The sequence below is a fragment of the Sphingomonas panni genome (assembly GCF_022664435.1).
Lineage (GTDB): Bacteria > Pseudomonadota > Alphaproteobacteria > Sphingomonadales > Sphingomonadaceae > Sphingomonas > Sphingomonas panni.
Genome location: NZ_JAKREU010000005.1, coordinates 1 through 19,005, shown reverse-complemented (window position 1 = coordinate 19,005; position 19,005 = coordinate 1). Strand labels below are relative to the sequence as shown.

Sequence of the window (19,005 nt, the reverse complement as noted above, 5' to 3'; positions counted from 1 at the left end):
AATAAACATTATGTAAAATCAGCGGGCTTTATCAGCTTCGAGGATCAACGTTCCGCGTGCCACTCGCCAACTTCCCAAGCGCGACAGGAAGTTCATTCCCACTACGTCCATCTCGCCAAAAGCCGGCGAAATGACGACCGGCAGATCCCGGGTTTCCAACGATCCGATCCGAACCGTCTCGATCCGGCCACGCGCAGCTTGGATCGTGCCGTTTGCTGTCGTCAGCAATACCGGCGGTACCCGGCGCGGCGTCACGCCGATGGCTTCGGCGGTCGCTTCGGAAATCGCAGTCGACGTCGCGCCGCTGTCGATCAGCATCCTGCGCTCGACCCCGTTCAGCTTCGCCACCGCCCAGAAATGCCCGTCGGTCGACTGCCGAATACGAACCGTATCGCCTTCGACACTCTGTTCGGCCACGCCCAGGCGTTCGCCCAATGTTCCGGCTAGCTCGGCAACGCGCTGCCGGTTGTTCAAGGCGACATACAGAACGCCGGCAATGACTGCCCATGCGAGCAACGATCGCACTATCGCGCCTGCCGACGGCCGCCGGGCCAGCAGCGACGACAGCGGCAGGATCAGCAGCATCAACCCCAGAACGACGTAGATCGCCCGGTCGTTGGTCACAGGACGAGTTCCATCCCGTCATACCCCGGTTCGATCCCGGCGGGCAGGCTGTCGCATAGCGACGCATAGTCCATCGAATTATCCATATGGATCAGGACGGTCCGACCTGCCCGACAGTTCCGCGCGAACGTGATGGCCTCGTCGAGTGATGGATGCGTCGGGTGCGGCGCGACGCGCAACGCGTCGACGACTAGAACATCGACGTCGCGGTACAGTGCCAGCATATCGGGTGTTACCGCACTGAAATCGGTGGCGTAACCGATGGAACCGCGATCGGTGTCAAATCGCAGCCCGGCGGACTCGATCGACCCGTGCGGCTGATCGGTGGACCGGATCGTGATGGGGCCGACCGTCATCGCATCCGGCAGAAGTTCGCCTGTGACGGTCGCGCGATACCCTGCCCGGCCCGCAAAGACATAATCGAACCGGGATTGCAGACTTGCAAGCGTAGCCGCGCGGGCAAAACCGTGGACTGGTTTGCGCGCGTTATGAAACAACTGCCGCAGATCGTCGATACCGTGACAATGATCGGCATGGTCGTGAGTCCATAGCACCGCATCGACCGTACCGACGTCCGCGGCCAGCAACTGTTCGCGCATGTCCGGTCCGGTATCGATCAGGATGCGGGTTCCGCTATGTTCGACCAGCGCCGAGACCCGCGTGCGCCGGTTGCGCGGTTCCATCGGGTCGCACGCACCCCAGTCATTCCCGATCCGCGGCACGCCGGATGACGTACCGGAGCCGAGGATGCGAATCTTCATGCCAGCGTTTTCGCGAACAGACGGTGGAAATTGGCGTGAGTCGCCTCCGCCAGTGCCTCCGGCCCTTCGCCGCGCAACTGTGCCAGGAACCGACAGGTATCGGCGACGAATGCCGGTTCACCCGGCTTCCCCCGATGCGGCACGGGCGCAAGAAACGGGGCATCCGTCTCGATCAGCAGCCGATCGAGCGGCAGGTCGCGCGCGACCACCTGTAGATTCTGGGCGCTCTTGAAAGTCACGATCCCGGAAATCGAGATATAGAACCCAAGGTCCAGTGCGATCCGCGCCAGTTCGGCCGATCCGGTGAAGCAGTGGAGAACGCCCGGAAAGCTCCCCTTCCCCAGTTCGTCGCGCAGGATCGTCGCAGTATCTTTCTCGGCGTCACGGGTATGGACCACGATTGGCAACCCGGTTTGCCGACAGGCGGCAAGATGCGCACGAAAGCTGCGTTGCTGTGCGGCACGATCGCTATGGTCGTAGTAGTAATCAAGCCCGCTCTCACCGATGCCGACCACGCGCGGATGCGCGGCAGCAGCGATGAGACGGTCGGTGTCGACATGCGGATGTTCGTCCGCTTCGTGTGGATGAATGCCGACCGTCGCCCAGACATCGCTCTCGCGCTCGGCGGTGCCGATGACCGCACGCCACTCGCTTTCCCGGGTCGAAATGTTGAGCATGGCGACGACACCCGTCGCGCGCGCACGGGCCAGAACCTCGCCTGATGCGTCGGCCACGCCCTTGTAGTTCAGATGGCAGTGACTGTCGGCCAGCTTCATGCGGCTTCGACCTCCGCTAGCGCCAGTCGCGGAAAAATCGGCGTCGGGGCAGCCAAGCGGAAGCCAGCATCGCGCTGCGCGGTGTACCACGCATGGTCGCCCAGCGCGTCATGCCCCTGCCCCGATTGTCCGAGTTGTGCCAGCAGCGTGCCGGCAGATGCCGGCACGACCGGCTCGATCGCGATGGCGAGGTCGCGGATGGCGCGGACCAGCGTACCCAGCACCGCGTGCATCCGGTCGGGATCGGTCTTGCGCAGCGCCCATGGCGCCTGCACGTCGATATACTGGTTGCAGGCGAAGACGCCGCGCATCCATGCTTCCAGCGCCTGCCCCAATGCCAGGTCGGCGAAGGCGGTACGATAGCCGTCGATCGCCTCGCCCACCGCCGTCAGCAGCGCGGCGTCCGCCGGATCGCTGCGGCCATCGTTCGGCAAGGCTCCGTCGAGGTTCTTGGCGATGAACGACAGCGTCCGCTGCGCTAGATTGCCGAAGCTGTTGGCAAGATCGCTGTTGGCGCGCGCGACGATCGCCTCGTCCGAGAACGTCCCGTCCTGCCCGAAGCTGATATCGCGCAGCAGGAAATAGCGAAGCGCATCGACGCCATAGAGTTCAGCGAGCTTCATCGGATCGACCACGTTGCCGGTCGATTTCGACATCTTCTCGCCCCGGTTCAGCAGAAAACCGTGGCCGAACACCTTGTGCGGCAGCGGAAGATTGGCGGACATCAGAAATGCCGGCCAGTACACCGCGTGAAACCGTACGATATCCTTGCCGATCAGATGCAACGCCGCCGGCCAATAGCGGTTCGGCGCGTCGGGGTAGCCCGCGCCGGTCAGGTAGTTGGTCAGCGCATCGACCCAGACATACATCACATGGCCGGGACTGTCGGGCACCGGCACACCCCAATCGAAGCTGGTGCGCGACACCGACAGGTCGGTCAGCCCGCCCTCGACGAAGCGCAGCACTTCGTTGCGGCGACTTTCGGGCTGGATGAAGTCGGGATGGGCGGCATAGAAATCGAGCAGCGGCTGCTGATACTTCGACAGGCGGAAGAACCAGGTTTCTTCGGCGGTCCATTCGACCGGCGTGCCCTGCGGCGACAGGCGGACCCCGCCCTCGCCTTCGATCAGTTCCTTTTCCTCGTAAAACGCTTCGTCGCGGACCGAATACCATCCCTCATAGCGGTCGAGATACAGGTCGCCGGCATCACGCATCGCGGACCAGATCGCCTGCGACGCGGCATAATGCTGCGGTTCGACCGTGCGAATGAACCGATCGCGCGAAATGTTCAGAACATCCGACATCTCACGGAAGTAGCCCGACATTTCATCGGCCAGTTCGCGCACCTCGACGCCCCGGTCGCGCGCGGTCTTGACCATTTTCAGGCCGTGTTCGTCGGTGCCGGTCTGGAAAAACACGTCCCGGCCGGCCTGCCGCTGGAACCGGGCGATGGCGTCGGCGGCGATCATTTCATAGGCATGGCCGATATGCGGCCGGCCGTTCGGGTAATGGATCGCGGTGGTGATGTAGAATGGATCGGACATGGCCCGAGCCTCTAGGCGATCCCGCGCGCGGGCGCCAGTCGTGCGACGAGCCCCGCCATTTCGAACACGGTCGTTTCCGCAACGAGCGACAATGCAGGTGCCATCGCGGCCAACGCCCGTGCCTTGTCATAGGCGTCGAGGGCATCGCGCAGCGGCAGACCGGTGCGGGTGCGTGCGGCAGCCGCTATCAGCGCCGGTGCCCGGTCGAGGAACACCGCATAGCGCGGCTGTGCCGCCTTGCTCGCCAGTGCCTTGGCAAGGCGCGACCGGATGCGGTTGTCGGCGTCGCCGGTGTCGGCAATTGCCAACAAATCTCGGTCGAGCGCGGCAACCGACAGACCGGCATAGGCCAGCGCCCGTCCGGGCGATCCATCCGCCGCCGCGACCAACGCCTCCACTTCCGAGCCTTCCAGTTCGGGCTGCGCGTTGCGAAGGACCTGTGCAACGTCTGCGTCCCGAAGCGGATCGAACCGCAACTGCCGGCACCGTGACCGGATCGTCGGCAACAGTCGGCCGGGCGAATGGCTGACCAGCAGGAAGATCGTACCGACCGGCGGCTCTTCCAGATTCTTGAGCAACGCGTTCGCGCCGGGCCGTTCCAGATCGTCGATCGCGTCGATCACCACGACCCGCCGCGATGACAGGGCAGGCTTGGTTGCAAACATCGGCTGCAGGGTGCGGACCTGATCGATCTTGATGCTGCGGGCGATGTCCTGATCGGGCTTGTCCGGATCCTTAGGCAGGCGAACCAGTTCGCGATAATCGGGATGGGCACCGGCCGCCATCAGCTGCGCGACACGGTGGTCGTCCGCGATGTCGCCCCGCATCCGACTGCGCCCGTCGAGCGCCGTGGCCAGCAGGCGTTGCGCCATTTCGCGCGCAAAGCCGCCCTTGCCGATGCCCTCCGGCCCGCTCAGCAGCCAGGCATGATGCAGCGCAGTGCCTTCGGCCGCTGCGACAAAGGCGTCACGTGTGGCGTCGTTCCCGATCAGTGTCACGGCAGCAGGTCGGCGATCGCGTCGATCAGCCGCGCGGTGACCTGCTCGACCGCACCGGAGGCGTCGATCCGGCGCACGCGGTCGGGCTCCGCTTCGGCGATCCTGTCGAAGGTCGTCGCGACCGAGCGATGGAACGCGTCGTCGCGCGCGGCAAAGCGATCCGCTGCCGCACCGTCACGCGCCCGCGCCCGTGCGTCTCCTTCTCCGTCGGGAAGCGTCAGCCACAGCGTCCGATCGGGCAACAATCCGCGCGACCCGAAACCGTGCAGCGCGAGGATCGCGGCGTCGTCGATCCCTTGCGCGCCCTGATAGGCGCGGGTGCTGTCGAGGAAGCGATCGCAGATGACCCAGCTTCCCGCATCCACCATCGGCCGGATCAGCTTTTCGACATGATCGGCCCGTGCGGCAGCGAAGAGCAACGCCTCCGCATGGGCGCTCCACCGCCGCACATCCCCCTGCATCAACAGGGCACGGATCGCCTCTGCACCCTCACTGCCGCCGGGCTCGCGCGTCAGCACCGCATGGATGCCACGCGCCTCCAGTGCGGTAACGAGGGCTCGGGCCTGGGTCGATTTGCCGACCCCTTCCCCGCCCTCCAGCGTCAGGAACCGGCCGGCGCTCAAGCGAACAGCGAGGTCAGGCTCGCCCAGACGCGACCGAAGAATCCGGCTTCGGCCACATCCTTTTCGGCGACCAGCGGCATGCGCTGTTCCCCGGTATCGGGCGATGCGATCACGAGGTCGGCGATATGCTGACCCTTGGCGATCGGTGCCTTGATAGGGCCGGTATAGACGACCTTCGCCGTGATCGGGCTGTTGGTGCCCGCCGGCATGGTGACGGTCAGCGCGCGCGGCGCGACGAGACCGACGGTTGCCGAATCGCCTAGCTGGACCTCGGCCGTCTCCACCCGCTTGCCCGCAGCCACGATCGGCCGCGCGCGCCAGGCGCCGAAGCCCCAGTTCATGAACTTGACCGATTCCGCGATCCGCTGGTTCGAGCTGGTCAGCCCGGCTAGCACCATCACCAGACGGCGGCCGTCCTGCTCGGCCGATCCGGTGAAGCCATAGCCGGCCTCTTCGGTATGCCCGGTCTTCAGGCCATCGGCACCGCGCACGCGGCCCAGCAGCGGGTCACGGTTCGCCTGTGTGATCGCGGCCCCCTCACCCAGCGTCTTCCCCCAGGTGAAATCGGTCTTCGAATAGAATTTCTTGTAGAGTTGCGGATGGTTCTGGATCGTCGCCGTCGCCAGCTTTGCCAGGTCGCGCGCGGTCACATAGGTACGGCCTTCATCGGGCCAGCCATTCGACGTGCCGAAATGGCTGTTGGTCAGGCCCAGCTCCTTGGCCCGCTGGTTCATCAGGTTGGTGAAAGCTTCCTCCGAACCTGCGATCTTTTCGGCCAGCACGACACAAGCGTCGTTCCCCGACAGGACGATGATCCCGTACAGCAGGTTTTCGACGCTGACATTCTCGTTCACCGACAGGAACATGGTCGAGCCGGCCTGCGGACCGTGCCACTTCTTCCACGTTTCCGGCGAAACGGTCGCCGTGTCGCTCAGCTTCAGTTCGCCCTTCTTGATCAGGTCGAACGCGACATAGGCGGTCATCATCTTCGCCATCGACGCTGGCGGCATCCTGCGGTCGGCGTCCTTAGCATACAGCGTCGCGCCTGACGACAGGTCGGTCATGAACGCGACCGGTGCCGGCGTATCGAACGGCGGCGCGGCGGCGATGCCGGGGGTGGCAATGGCGATGGCGGCGATGCTCGAAAGGGCGATCTTACGCATGGGGCACGTGGTTCCGTTCAGTCCTGGGCAATGATCCGGGCGTCACCGAACCCGCGACGGGCGATCGACGCACGGGCGGTTTCGGCAGCGGCTCGGGTGGCGAATGGGCCAGCCTGCACCCGGTACAGCCTGCCCGCCGAACGTACAACGCCGTCGACGGATTTTGCGAGCGTCCGCGCGCGGCCGGCGTCCGACAGGGTGGCAACCTGCACGAACCAGCGTCCGGTTGCGACCGGTGTCGGCTTGGCAGGACGTGGCTGGGATGCCGCTGGCCCGGCGGGGGCCGGCTGTGCTTGTAACGGTGCGACGGGCGGCGCGTCGGTTGTCGCGCGCGCATTTGCTGCCGCGGGCACGGGCTGTGGCATCCGGCGGCGGAGGGCGGCCAATAGCGCAGGCGGTGCATCGAGCCGGCTGACCACCGAGCCGCTGCGAACTGCGGCCTGTTCCGCTGGTGACGGCACGGCCGGCCGAACGCGAATATTCGCGACAGCTTGCGCGCCCAGACCCAATGCCCGCGCGGCACCGGCCGACAATATGCCGTCGCCTCGATCCTCCGCTTTGACCAGCAGGATCACCGTTCGCCCGCTGCCAAGGTTCGTGACCTCGGCGAAGCTGTCCGCCGCCAATCCGCGATGCGATACGGTCAGTTTCGCTGAATTGCCATCGATCGTGACCGGCGTGACGTCGTCCAGCCGCTGCTCATGCACTAAGGGCGGTGCATCGACACCGCTCTGACCGATGCCCATTAGCAGGAGCGCCGCCGCGCAGACACTCATCGCGCGATGGCATCGGCCAGCAGGCCGACCGACAGCGCATAATAGTTGGAACAGTTGTAGTCGAGGATCACGCGGTAATTACCGGTCAGCAGATACGCCGTCTCTCCCGGGCCGTCCGGTTCGATCAGCGTCGCCTGGATCGATGGATCGAGCCGCCGCCCGTCGCTCGGCACGACGCCCAGCGACTGCCATTCCGCCAGCGTTCGCCACTGGCTGTGTCGCTCGAACACTCGTGGGCAGCGCGGGGACAGTGAACGCGGCGTCAGGATCGATCGGTCGAACCCCGCCGGCACTCGCACGGCAAAGCCCCAGGGCTGCCCGGGGCGCCAGCCGGCATCGACGAAATAGTTCGCGATCGACGCCAGCGTATCCGCTTCGTTCGACCAGATATTCGCTACCCCGTCGCCATCACCGTCGCGCGCCAGCCGCAGATAGATGGATGGCAGGAACTGGGGATAGCCGAACGCACCGGCCCAGCTTCCCTTCAGCCGATCGCGCGGCACGCCCCGGTCGATCATCTTCAGCGTTGCGATGAACTCCGGTTCGAACAGCGACCGACGCCGCCCTTCATAAGCCAGCGTAGCGAGGCTGCGTGGCAGGTCGAAATCGCCGGTATAGCTCCCATAATTGGTCTCATGGCCCCAGATCGCGACCATGATCTCCTCGGGCACGCCCGTCCGCTGCTCGATCGACGCCAGCTTGCCGCGTTGCGCGGTATAGGCGGTTCGACCACGGCTGATCCGTGCGGCGTCGACATGGCGCAACCGATAGGGAGCAAAGCGCGAGACGGTCGTCGTGTTCGACGACCCCGGCTGCTGCCGGTCCAGTTCGACCACGCGCGGGTTATAGGTCAGCGTCGGCAAGACCGCATCGATGGTCGATTGCTGAACCCCCTGCGCCCGTGCCCGGACCGCGACTTCCCGTAAGTAGGACTGAAAGCCCTCCGCATCCTGGGCCGAGGCCGATGCCCCCGCCATCAGGCTCAGCACGACCGCCAACCCCGCTTTCGCCAAACGCATACACCGGCCTCCCGCTAGCCCGTCCTATTGGCACAGCCCGTCACGCGGATGAACCCCCAACGCGACAAAGGCTTGCACAATGCGGCCGATCCGCTCTAGGCGCTGCTGCACGCAGGAAGAGTGTCCGAGTGGTTTAAGGAACCGGTCTTGAAAACCGGCGAGCGGGCAACCGTTCCGTGGGTTCGAATCCCACCTCTTCCGCCAGAGCTGATTTCGCCGACGTTCGCGATCGTTCACAAAAGCCTCGCAAAGCATTGATTGCCGGCGATTAATTTGGGGGTGGGCATTGCCGAGTGTTCGCGACGGTTCGTCGAGATGCGCCTGAAGCCAAGTTGAAAGTGGGCATGAAAGTGGGCATGAAACCGGTGGAATTCGAACCCCCGGGAGGCCCATGGCGCGCGCGTTGAACAAGCTGACGGTCCGTGGAGTCGCGGCGTTGAAGGTGCCCGGGCGGCACGCCGACGGCGGTGGCCTGTATCTGCGGATCACGACGGGGGGTGCCCGGTCATGGGTGTTCATGACCGCGTCGAACGGCAAGCGGACCGAGATTGGCATTGGTCCTGCGGTATCGGTTAGCCTAGCCACAGCACGCCGCATCGCTGGTGAGATGCGTGAAGCGGTCGCAGTCGGACAGGATCCGCGTGGGATTTTGGGGACCGAAGCGCCGGTGGAAGAGCCTACGGTGCTGACCTTCGGGGCCTTTGCCGATCAATACATCTCCAGCGTCGAAGACGGCTGGCGCAACCCTGTGCATCGGCAGCAATGGCGCAACAGTCTCCGCGACCATGCGGCGGCACTGCAGAATGTGCCCGTCACCGACATCGGCACCGAAGATGTGTTGGCGGTGCTACAGCCGATCTGGCTGACAAAGGCCGAAACCGCAAAGCGGGTACGCGGGCGCATCGAGAAGATCCTCGACGCAGCGAAGGTGCGCGGCCTTCGTCAACGCGACAGCATGAACCCGGCCACCTATCGTGGTCATCTGGCACTGCTGCTGCCAAACCAGCCCAAGGTCGAACGCGGTCATCATGCAGCGCTGCCTTGGCGTGAAGCGCCAGCATTCTTCCAGCAGCTCAAGCAGCGTCCGGCGTTGGCAGCTCGGTGCCTGGAGTTTGTCATATTGACCGCCGCCCGAAGCGGTGAGGCGCTAGGCGCTACCTGGGGCGAGATCGATCTGGACGCAAAGCTATGGACCATCCCGGCTGCGCGCATGAAGGCGGGTGCCGAACATGTCGTTCCGCTGTCTGACGCGGCTATGGCAGTGCTGGCCCGGGTGAAGCCATCGTCGTTCAATGCGACAACCCCGGTGTTTGGCATCGGCGGTGCGGCACGGTCGAATATGGCAATGGCCATGCTGCTGCGCCGGATGAACTATGGCCATGTGACGACCCACGGCTTCCGCAGCACGTTCCGCGACTGGGCAGGTGATGCCACCAGCTACCCGCGCGAGATCGTTGAGCAGGCGTTGGCCCATACCATTCAAAACAAAGCAGAACGTGCCTATCGACGCGGGACCGCCGTAGATCGGCGTCGCGAGTTGATGTCGGAATGGGCAAAGTTTCTGACGTCGTCTACTTAGAAAGTAGACCGTAATTCTATCCTAGAGCTTACCCCTGCAAAACGACACTATCTCAGGGGGAGTCATATGTCGGGTGATGAACGACAGGTTGAGACACGATGGATAAAGGCGTCTGAAGCGCTCGAACTCGCCGTTGAAAAGGGTGAGGACCCGGTAGCTTTCAAGGGGGCAGTTGCCGAATTCCTGCGGGACGGTTTGTTGACAGCCCGAGCTGAGGCTATTTGGACGACGACTGAAGCCAACATGCATAAAGCGTGGCGAACACATAAGGAAGCTGCGGACATTACCCGTGATCTGATCGTACCAGTCAACTACTGGCGATATGATAAGCGCGCTGCGCATGATAGATCCCGTTGGCGCTGGCCGTACAGCAAGTTCATGTACACCATTAACATTAAGCCACTAAAACGGCGGATGATAATGGGGGTTGAGTTGTCATTGAATGACCTCGAACGCCTCCGGCCATCGTTGTTTAAACCAGTTAAAAAAAATAGAGGTGGTCGTCCGCTCGAAGTGATGGCTCGTGATGCAGGCTGGTTGGAAGTGGTCCGCATATCTCAGGATGGAATGCTGCACTCAGGAAAATTTAAGACTATATCAATTCTTAAGGAGGAATTGTCATTTAGACTGCAGCAGGGAAAGGATAAATCGCGGCTGGGTATAAATCAGATCGATGAGATAGCGAAAATGGTCTTACCAACGCTAAAGCCGCGTGATCCGAGCTAGTTTCCATAAGGTTTCCATAAACGCGCAGCGGAGTTTTCATTAGGTTTCCGTGCAGCTTTAGAAGCGCGGTTTGGTCAAGTTCGCCTTCGTCCCGTCAATCACGACGGGCGGAGGAGGAAGAATGAAGCGACTTGCAATCTCGGTCGCAGAGACCGTCCATGCGTCCGGCATGGGAAAAACGACCGTCTACAAGCTGCTGAAGGAGGGCCGCATCGCTAGTGTGCGAGTCGGTCGCCGCCGGCTGGTCATCGTCGCCAGCCTCCAGGAGCTGCTGCAGTGATGGCCGCCCGAGCATGGGTGAACCAGGGTAACGCCTGGCTCATGAACGGCGCCCGGTGCCCGCAGTTTGAAGGGCTCGAAACGCCGGAAGTTGCGTTGAAGGAGGATGGCCAACGGGTCGCTGGGCTCCGGCAACGTGGCGCCAAGCCGCCGCAGCTGTGGGAAGCTTGCGAAGAACTGGCCAACCGCATCTGCCAACGTCGCATGGTTCCGGAAACGCTTGCGTCGAAACGCTACATGCGGGTCAAGCGGGCGTACATCACCGCAGAACTGCTGAAGCTGTTGGGCATGGTCCCGAATGAGCGGGTCTATCTGGTGACGCTGATCCCGGTTGGGCACGCACTCACGATTGATGAGCTGATGCAGACTAATCCGGCGGTCCCGAAGCAGAATTTGCGGGTGACCCTCGGCCGGTACGGTGCCAAACGCGGTGTTGCCGGTTGGGCCAGCGGCTATCTGGATGGCGAATACAACCCGGTGACCGGGCTGTTCCAGCTGCACTGGCACTTCATCGTTACAGGCAACCTCATCAAGGCATTTGAGGGGCTGAAGGGGTGCAATGCCTATAAGTCGGTCAAGCGGGTTGCCGACAGTCCGGATGGCGTCGCTACCCGGGTGCATATCCGGGAGGTGGACGATCCCCTCAATCCCCAGGTCATCACCTATGCGTTCAAGGGCAGCTGGTATGCCCGAAGTCGTGGTGAAGTAGGTGGAAATGGGGATCAAGCCGACCGCCTGGTGGGCCGCCTCACCCGTATCCCCGAACCGTACCACAGCCAATGGTTGCTCTGGATGGACAAGTGGGCGTTTCACCACATGCTCATCAACATCAACCTGGAGCTCGGTGAGGGAGGTCTGTACCGCGCATAAGTGTCAAACACGTGTTATTGAATGAAGTACGAAATGTGCGGCTAGAAGGCCTGTAGGCCTACCAGAATACCCAGCCGTACCACCATTCCCCCCACTACCTAGTACAACACTGCCTTCATTTGGAAATGGTGCTCCTAGCGCTGTTTTCGAACATGAATTCGTGCGTCGAAAAGTGGTGGTGGGAATGGGGATTTAGGTGATCAAACCATCTTTTATCGAGGAAATATTTATGGATTGGGTGGATCTAGAGAAAGATGATCTGCGTATCGAAAGCTGTCGGTCGCGCTTGGGCATGCGCTATTACTTTGTGACCAAGGACGGTTCCCAGGCTTTTATGCCGGCACACATCGCTAATGCCGACCTGCGTCAGTTTTGCCGTATCCTCGCCAGTCGGGGAATCCTGGTCGCTCCTGGTCGGCAATTTCGGGAACTGCAGGACATGGTGTTACGGGAGCAAGAGTTCTCCCCGCGCAACCTGGTCGACGGCTATGGCTGGCATTCGGACTGCTTTGTGTTGGCCAGCGGCGAGGTCATCGCGCACGCAGGGCAAGCGCCCGAAGTGGCGGTGCCGCTGACACCGGGGAAGTGTGCTATGTCGGGCAGCCTACGGCAGTGGAAGCACCACGTTGCCGCGCCGCTTGCGGGCCAGCCGCTGCTGCAGGCAGCGATGCTTGCGGCGTTCGCCTCGCCGTTGCTGGCCATCTACGACCGGTCGTTGCCCCTCACGTTCGAACTGTTCGGTGCGGCTTCGTCGAATCTCGAACTCGCAACCATGGTCGTATCGTCCGTCTGCGGCAGCCCCGCGCGTAACGGAGGCTATGGCACAGACTTCCGAGCTGGCGTCGACGACCCGGCGGATGTCTTTTCCTACCACACCGACATGCCCTTGGTGTTCACGGCGGCAGACATGTTTGCGGCCAGCGTCCCGGCAAAGAGGCTGGCGGAAGGCTATGTCAGCGTGATCTGCCGCGCCAGTGGTACCGCGTCCGCGGGGGCAAGTTCGTTTGCCCTGCTGACAACCAAAGAGCCGCTCGTCGTCGCTTTCGGGGATGGACCGCTGGCCGATATGGCCCAAATTCACCAAGTGGTGCTGACAGTCGGTCCAGACAGGCAATATGGCATCTTCGACCGCTTGCCGAAGGGGTTTGAAAGCGCACAGGATGCTGCCGCTGCACTGGAAACGGCGGCGCGGCGGTATCATGGAACGGCTATTCGGTCGTATCTGGAGCAGCTTGTGGCCGCCCGTTTCACGGGCGAAGGCGCGCTGCGCAAGCTGATCGCTGATCATGTTCTCAGGTTTCGGACGGCCGCTAACGTCGACCTGAACGATCAGGCGGAGGTGCGGGTCGCCGACGCGTTCGGCCTTTTGTTTGCAGCGGGGCGGCTTGCCCAACAATATGGGGTGCTGCCCGACAGTTGGCGCATTGGGGCCACTCTCATCCGGTGCTATCGGAACCATCGTTGGCATCAGGTCCCGTCGCCCCCCCTTGTTGACCGTCTGCACGCTCTGGCAGCCAGCGACGAAGTGGTCGACCTGACCGCAAACGAAGACGCTGCCTTCCCCGAGGCGGCAGCAGCTGCCCGAATGTACGTCAAACACACCATTCGCGGGACGGAGTTGCTGATCCGACAGGACGCAATTGCTTCGGTCCTTCCCGACCACAAAACCCTGCTGGTCAAGCCGAGTTCGCAGGCCTTGATGAAACGGGAAGGTGCGCGTCTGGTGACCCAGCGGACCATCGGTACCGAGAAGAAGGTGCGGGTCTATTGCTTCGTTCTGCCCGCGCAGATCCAGTAATCAACTAACGGCGAGTGGTACCCATCGGTGCCGCTCGCCGTTCTTCGCCTTAGATCGCCTTCGCACGCCCACGGTCCCATGATAAAAACGGGGAAATGTCATGCCGAACGGACGGTAAGAAAGACCGACATTCGGCCGTGCAACCATGCACTTCGCCGCCTCTCGAACCCATCGGCAACATCCCGCCTGACGAAGCCGAAGAGCTATATCATGCTGCCGCCGAAAACCTCGATATGGCAGCGTACCTAACAACCTAGGCCGGATCGACATTCAGGCTTCCCAGAGCGGTTGCAGGCTGATTCATAGGCCTCCGTGCCGAAGCGCGGAGGGAGTGATGGGGATCAAGCGTTACGAGTTGAGCGAGGCGCAGTGGTCGCGGATTGCCTCGCTGGTTCCGGGCAAGACGGCTGATCCCGGCCGAACGGGTTCAGATAACCGATTGTTCGTAAACGGATGTTTGTGGGTGCTGCGCTCGGGCGCGCACTGGTGCGACCTGCCGGAACGCTACGGCAAGTGGAAGACGGTGCATCGGCGTTTCAGCCGCTGGTGCCACGCCGGCGTCTGGGAGCAGGTGTTCGAGGCGCTGACGGCCGACCGGGACAACCAGTATCTGATGATCGACAGCGTCATCGTTCGAGCACACCAGCAGGCTGCGACCGGAAAAGGGGGGCCAAGGATCAGGCGCTGGGGCGTTCCCGAGGTGGATTGACGACCAAGATCACATGCTCGCCTCTTGGGGCGAGCGACTCCCGGGCATCTCACTACTTAGACCCAGTTGCGGCCGGGCTGCGACTACGAGGCAACGCCCCAACCGGCCGCTCTTTCAGCATCACTGACCGCCGATCAACCACATCTCCGAACCGTTGGTTTACCGGGCCTGCGTAAGATCGATTGGCCTATCCGTCCCAATGGAGATGATCGATGGGGCACTCGTCGTTGGACCCCGCCTTTCACGAACTTCGACCCTGGAACGAGGGCCGGCTTATCGGTGCGAAGCGGGCGCTAAAGCAGCAACAGGTCTGGGCCATTCGCTTCTGGCTCGACCAGCATAGACGACTGCGTGACCGAGCGTTGTTCGACTTCGCCATCGATAGCAAGCTGCGCGGCTGTGATGTGGTCAAGGTGAGGATCGGCGATGTAGTTTCCGGCGGACGCGTCCGTGACCGTGCCGTTGTGGTTCAGCAGAAGACCAAACGTCCGGTCCAGTTCGAGCTGATGGATACGGCACGAAAGACGATGCGAGCATGGTTGGAGCGACGCCGCGGGACGCTGAACGACTTCGTCTTCCCGAGCCGTAACGACTACATGGCCCACATGAGCACGCGGCAGTATGCCCGCCTCGTTCACGAGTGGGTGGTCGGCATCGGCCTTCCGTCTCAGGATTACGGGACGCACTCGCTACGGCGCACGAAAGCATCGATTATCTACAAGGCTACGGGCAATCTCCGTGCCGTTCAGATTCTTCTGGGCCATGCCAAGATTGATAGCACGGTCCGCTACTTAGGCGTCGACGTGGAGGACGCTTTAGAACTGGCCGAACGCACTGAGGTCTGAGCCGACCCATAAGCAGTCATCAGGTGTTTGTTCAGCGGTTCCTTCAACTTGCCATTCGTTCAGCTGAGGTCGGATCCTTCTACCGGGTTGCTCCACCGCCGTAGCGCCAACCGCAACGGGCGGTCCCAGATGCGATAGGCAGCCACCGCGAATACGATCGTGAAGACATACAACCCGATCGCAAAGGGGCCGGTGACGGCACCCTGCCCATTGCCGGTCGCGATCCAGTTCATGTACAGATACACGAACGGATAATGGGTGATGTAGAGCGGATAGGAAATCTGTCCGGCGGTCCGGCACAGGTGCGCCATGGTCGGTCCACCCTGCGAATGTCGACCCGCCACGATGATCGCCGGAAACAGGATGACGACGCAGAACGCCTGATACAGCCCGTTCAGCTTGATTACCCCGTCGGTTGGCATTGCGGGGGCTGCAAAGGCCAGCAGCAAGATGACGCTCAAGGGCAGGAACCCGACACGCCAGCGCGGCAGACGGTGGTGGAGACGAAACAATAGCAGACCGGCCATGAACGGATACGCAAGCCGTACCGGCGCTCCCCCAAAATTATGTAGCCCCCACCCGGTATCATATGATCCGAGAGACATGGCAGTAGCCACCGAGGCGAGCCCAGCCACCATTGTCGCACCCGCCAACCACGGGGTTTTGAGCCGTCGCAACACCAGTGCGTAGGCCAGGTTACCGATATACTCCTGCAGAAGCGTCCAGGCGGGCGCGTTGAGCGGATGACTGTCCCCCAGCCGGTTAGGCAACGGCGCGGAGGGTAGTGCCAGTAGCGCTGCGGCAAACGCCGCGACGATCAGCATTACCGGCGCGTCCTGCCGATTGCCGGCAAACGGATCACCGATATAGCTCAACAGCCCAAGCACCGCGCCGAGCAACACCAGCGGATGCAGCCGGATCAGCCGACGCGTCAAAAACTGCCGGGTAGTCATCGTGGACCAGCGATCGTCATAGGCATAGCCGACCACGAACCCCGACAGCGCGAAGAAGAAGTCGACCGCCAGATAGGCGTGCGGCAACAGCAGACGCTGGGCATCGAACAGCACGGTGATGCCCTGGATATGGAACGCGACGACGAGGAGGGCGGCGGTACCCCGCAGCCCGTCGAGAACCTCGAAATGGGCCTTTGTCCCGTCCGACGCCATGCGCGGCCCGCTCTGCGGAGGCATCCTCACGTCAGATCGTGCAGGTCTTTGCCCAGCGGGGCCGTGATCCGCAGGTCGGAGAAACGGACACGCAAACCTTCGCGCTCCGGCGTGCACGCCATCGGTCCCACCAGATAGGATGAAGCCACCGGGAACGGCGCAAGACGTACCAGCGGCCACGACTTTCCGTCGGCCGAAACCTGTAATCGCAATACCCCCTTCGCGACGGTCACCCGCATCCAGAAGTCTTTCGGGTCGCCGCCATAAGGGCTCGTCGCCCAGTCCGAACGCCCATCGGTAAGCACGCTGCTGAGCATCGCGCGTCCATCGGACAATTCGATGCCCGCCTTGATCCAGCGACGCTCGTCGATCCGCACCATGATGCCCGCCTGATCGTACAGCTTCTCGTACGCACCACGGACCCGCAATTGTGCCGTAAAGGCATCCGGTGTCGCGAAGCCTAGGAAATGCCCCGAATCACGCGTGAAGCCATAATGAGTCTCTCGCCAGAAATCGGTAGCGCGATCGGTGATCATCGTCAGATCGCCATTACCTTCCCGCTTCCACACTTTCGGCGGGTTCAGCCAGCGACCGTCATCCTGTCCGAACGTCTCCATCCTGTTCTCCGCATTCGCAACGGTGTTCGGGGCCAGGGTGATGGCCACCGCGCCGCCGATGACGGCTCGGCGTGAAACCCTTGCATCCCGCATGACCTTCTCCCCTCTCCTACGCTAAGATACGAGGGTGTGTACAAATGTACACATGATTTGCAAAGGGTTCGATGTGACTGGTATTGGAAAGGGGCGAAACGAAACGGATCGACGACAGCGGATCGTCGACGCGACACTGGTCGTGATCGCCCAGCAGGGGGTAGCCGGTACCACCCACCGACGCATCGCCGCTGCCGCAGCGGTGCCCCTGGGATCCGTCACCTATTATTTCGATACGCTCGACACATTGATACGGACGGCGTTCCTGCAACTGGCGGAACAATCGTCGGCTGCCTTTGGAGAACGTTTGGCACAGGCGACGGATCGCGAAACCGCCAAGGCAGCTGTCGTATCGATCATTGCGGAATCCATATGGGCGACGCCTGCCACCCTGCTGCTCAGCTACGAGTTGTATGCGTACGCAGCCCGCAATCCCCCGGTCGCGGTCGTCATGCAACGATGGATGCAGAACAGCCGCGATGCACTCGAACGCTTTTTCGATCCCCTGACCGCCCGCGCATTGGACGCGCTGGTCGAGGGAATCGGCATTCACAATTCGATCGGTACCGCCCCTCTAAACCCTGACGAGATAGAGGAAATTGTGGATCGACTGACGAGTTTTAGACAGCATCGAGCATGATCATGCTCAATGACTTCCGCCCCGACGCGGTATCTGCCCAAGAACGAGTGGCTGGCCGTTTCCGGCGGCCGTTGAATTCAGTAAGTCGACCCACAACGAGCCACTCAAGTGGTCCTTACAATTACCCGAAATCGGACATTGGTTAATCTTTGCCGCTTTGGCTCAATGCAAATCAAAAAAGTCCCCCCTGCTCCGGCACGTAACTGCTCATCGACCGTTCGCTGGTTTCTCCACCAGCAGGAATTGATATGACCCACGATCCACGCATCAGCTACCCGACAAGCTTTCCTGACGAGCCGCAACAGCTGCGTCCGGGCCTGACGACGGAGATGAGAACTAAGCCGGATCACGGTGAGGAGAGCTATGTCGGCAAGGGATTGCTGAAGGATAGGATTGCGCTGATCACCGGCGGTGACTCAGGCATTGGGCGAGCTGTGGCGATCGCCTATGCCCGCGAGGGTGCAGATGTCGCAATATCCTACCTCCCAGACGAGCAGGTGGATGCTGAGGAGACACGGACCTGGGTTGAGAAAGCCGGAAGGCGTTGCCTGTTGCTTCCAGGAGACATTCGTGACCGAGATCATTGCACGAGCATTGTCGGACGTGTGGTTTCCGAGCTCGGAGGCATCGATGTCCTCGTCAACAATGCCGCGGCTCAGACCATGAACGAGGGGTTGGACAGCATCGACGACGACGAGATGCAAGGCGCCTTCGCCGCCAACGTGTTTGCCATGATCCGCCTCGCCAAGGCAGCCGCGCCGCACATGAAGCCGGGCTCTGCGATCATCAACACGACTAGCGAGCAGGCCGAGGTCGCGAGCAAAACGATGATCGTTTACGCTGCCACGAAGGGCGCAATATCGAGCCTGACGGTGGGGCTATCCAATCTTCTTTCCAGTGACGGAATTCGCGTGAGTGCGGTGGCGCCCGGCCCAATCTGGACTCCCATTCAGCCGATCGCCAAATCGCCGGAGGAACTGGAAACGCTGGGCCAGGATACGCCGACCGGGCGTGCTGGGCAGCCGGGAGAGCTCGCTCCCGCATACGTGCTTCTCGCCTCATCAGAAGGTAGTTACATGTCTGGCAACGTCATAGCTGTAACGGGCGGCGTTCCCATTTCCTAAAATGAGGCTCACGCTCGGTCGCCAATGCGATGGCGGCTGAGCGTGACAACTCGCCAGCCCGACAGCCATGCCGACCCAATCCCAGCCGTTCAGCGCGGCCAAGCGACCTCTGGATACCTGCCGCTCGTTCATCATCGGCTTTTTCTGCGTAAGCGTGGTCAGCAGGCCGCCTTGCGGTAGCGCCGGTAGGCAGGATGCTTGTCGCCTTTGACGAGGGCGCGGGCGGTGCAGGAAGTTATCGGTTCTACGACCAGTCATACGAGCACTCGTATGAC

The 19,005-nt window shown here is 62.2% G+C and carries 19 protein-coding genes, 1 tRNA gene and 1 pseudogene; 10 read left to right on the top strand and 11 right to left on the bottom strand.

The features are described 5' to 3' along the window. Positions 1-18: 18 nt before the first annotated feature. The 9 genes from MF609_RS10885 to MF609_RS10845 are packed head-to-tail and all read right to left on the bottom strand — an operon-like array spanning position 19 to position 8,284. Positions 19-624 carry a retropepsin-like aspartic protease family protein gene (locus MF609_RS10885; RefSeq protein ID WP_242416346.1) on the bottom strand — a complete coding sequence of 202 codons (606 nt, stop codon included), beginning with the start codon at positions 622-624 and terminating at the stop codon, positions 19-21. Then, positions 621-1,385 (bottom strand): MBL fold metallo-hydrolase, encoded by a 765-nt coding sequence (locus MF609_RS10880; RefSeq protein WP_242416345.1) that lies wholly within the window; start codon positions 1,383-1,385, stop codon positions 621-623. Before MF609_RS10880 ends, MF609_RS10885 begins: the two co-directional genes overlap by 4 nt. Continuing rightward, positions 1,382-2,161, bottom strand: a complete 780-nt coding sequence (locus tag MF609_RS10875; protein WP_242416344.1) for a TatD family hydrolase — start codon at positions 2,159-2,161, stop codon at positions 1,382-1,384. Before MF609_RS10875 ends, MF609_RS10880 begins: the two co-directional genes overlap by 4 nt. Beyond that, a complete protein-coding gene (gene metG / locus MF609_RS10870; protein WP_242416343.1) occupies positions 2,158-3,705 on the bottom strand; it encodes a methionine--tRNA ligase in 1,548 nt (515 codons plus the stop codon). Before metG ends, MF609_RS10875 begins: the two co-directional genes overlap by 4 nt. An 11-nt stretch (positions 3,706-3,716) precedes the next feature. Further along, the gene (locus tag MF609_RS10865; protein WP_242416342.1) at positions 3,717-4,703 is read right to left on the bottom strand and encodes a DNA polymerase III subunit; all 987 of its coding nucleotides are present in this window, start codon (positions 4,701-4,703) and stop codon (positions 3,717-3,719) included. Then, positions 4,700-5,326 carry a dTMP kinase gene (tmk, locus tag MF609_RS10860; RefSeq protein WP_242416341.1) on the bottom strand — a complete coding sequence of 209 codons (627 nt, stop codon included), beginning with the start codon at positions 5,324-5,326 and terminating at the stop codon, positions 4,700-4,702. The genes MF609_RS10865 and tmk overlap by 4 nt, the downstream gene beginning before the upstream one ends. Then, positions 5,323-6,489 (bottom strand): D-alanyl-D-alanine carboxypeptidase family protein, encoded by a 1,167-nt coding sequence (locus MF609_RS10855; protein ID WP_242416340.1) that lies wholly within the window; start codon positions 6,487-6,489, stop codon positions 5,323-5,325. The genes tmk and MF609_RS10855 overlap by 4 nt, the downstream gene beginning before the upstream one ends. Positions 6,490-6,506: 17 nt before the next feature. Further along, positions 6,507-7,265: an SPOR domain-containing protein gene (locus MF609_RS10850; protein ID WP_242416339.1), complete on the bottom strand. Its 759-nt coding sequence runs from the start codon at positions 7,263-7,265 to the stop codon at positions 6,507-6,509. Beyond that, positions 7,262-8,284 carry a lytic murein transglycosylase gene (locus MF609_RS10845; RefSeq protein WP_242416338.1) on the bottom strand — a complete coding sequence of 341 codons (1,023 nt, stop codon included), beginning with the start codon at positions 8,282-8,284 and terminating at the stop codon, positions 7,262-7,264. Before MF609_RS10845 ends, MF609_RS10850 begins: the two co-directional genes overlap by 4 nt. A gap of 114 nt (positions 8,285-8,398) precedes the next feature. Between MF609_RS10845 and MF609_RS10840 the strand changes: the two genes are divergently transcribed. The 8 genes and pseudogenes from MF609_RS10840 (at position 8,399) to MF609_RS10805 (ending at position 15,090) form a co-directional block, all read left to right on the top strand. Continuing rightward, a tRNA-Ser gene (locus MF609_RS10840) sits at positions 8,399-8,488 on the top strand. Positions 8,489-8,675: 187 nt separating this feature from the next. Then, positions 8,676-9,863 (top strand): tyrosine-type recombinase/integrase, encoded by a 1,188-nt coding sequence (locus MF609_RS10835; protein ID WP_242416337.1) that lies wholly within the window; start codon positions 8,676-8,678, stop codon positions 9,861-9,863. A gap of 66 nt (positions 9,864-9,929) precedes the next feature. Further along, positions 9,930-10,589: a hypothetical protein gene (locus MF609_RS10830; protein ID WP_242416336.1), complete on the top strand. Its 660-nt coding sequence runs from the start codon at positions 9,930-9,932 to the stop codon at positions 10,587-10,589. Positions 10,590-10,710: 121 nt separating this feature from the next. Next, positions 10,711-10,869: a helix-turn-helix domain-containing protein gene (locus MF609_RS10825; RefSeq protein ID WP_242416335.1), complete on the top strand. Its 159-nt coding sequence runs from the start codon at positions 10,711-10,713 to the stop codon at positions 10,867-10,869. Beyond that, on the top strand, positions 10,866-11,738 hold the full coding sequence (locus MF609_RS10820; RefSeq protein WP_242416334.1) for a hypothetical protein: 873 nt from the start codon (positions 10,866-10,868) through the stop codon (positions 11,736-11,738). Before MF609_RS10825 ends, MF609_RS10820 begins: the two co-directional genes overlap by 4 nt. A 196-nt stretch (positions 11,739-11,934) precedes the next feature. Next, entirely contained in the window at positions 11,935-13,536 is a 1,602-nt protein-coding gene (locus MF609_RS10815; RefSeq protein ID WP_242416333.1) for a DUF927 domain-containing protein, read from the top strand. 340 nt (positions 13,537-13,876) lie between these two features. Continuing rightward, positions 13,877-14,256 (top strand): annotated as a pseudogene (locus MF609_RS10810) (IS5 family transposase); the annotation flags it as partial. Positions 14,257-14,457: 201 nt separating this feature from the next. Next, positions 14,458-15,090 carry a tyrosine-type recombinase/integrase gene (locus MF609_RS10805; RefSeq protein ID WP_242416332.1) on the top strand — a complete coding sequence of 211 codons (633 nt, stop codon included), beginning with the start codon at positions 14,458-14,460 and terminating at the stop codon, positions 15,088-15,090. Positions 15,091-15,149: 59 nt separating this feature from the next. Here the strand turns inward: MF609_RS10805 and MF609_RS10800 are convergent, their stop codons facing one another. Then, positions 15,150-16,280, bottom strand: a complete 1,131-nt coding sequence (locus tag MF609_RS10800) for an acyltransferase family protein (protein ID WP_242416591.1) — start codon at positions 16,278-16,280, stop codon at positions 15,150-15,152. A 2-nt stretch (positions 16,281-16,282) separates the two neighbouring features. Beyond that, a complete protein-coding gene (locus MF609_RS10795) occupies positions 16,283-16,921 on the bottom strand; it encodes a DUF1349 domain-containing protein (RefSeq protein WP_242416331.1) in 639 nt (212 codons plus the stop codon). Between the two features lie 118 nt (positions 16,922-17,039). On the opposite strand from MF609_RS10795, the gene MF609_RS10790 reads away from it, so the two are divergent. Both MF609_RS10790 and MF609_RS10785 read left to right on the top strand, forming a co-directional pair. Then, a complete protein-coding gene (locus tag MF609_RS10790) occupies positions 17,040-17,606 on the top strand; it encodes a TetR/AcrR family transcriptional regulator (RefSeq protein WP_242416330.1) in 567 nt (188 codons plus the stop codon). Between the two features lie 248 nt (positions 17,607-17,854). After that, entirely contained in the window at positions 17,855-18,730 is an 876-nt protein-coding gene (locus tag MF609_RS10785; RefSeq protein ID WP_242416329.1) for an SDR family oxidoreductase, read from the top strand. Positions 18,731-19,005: the final 275 nt, after the last annotated feature.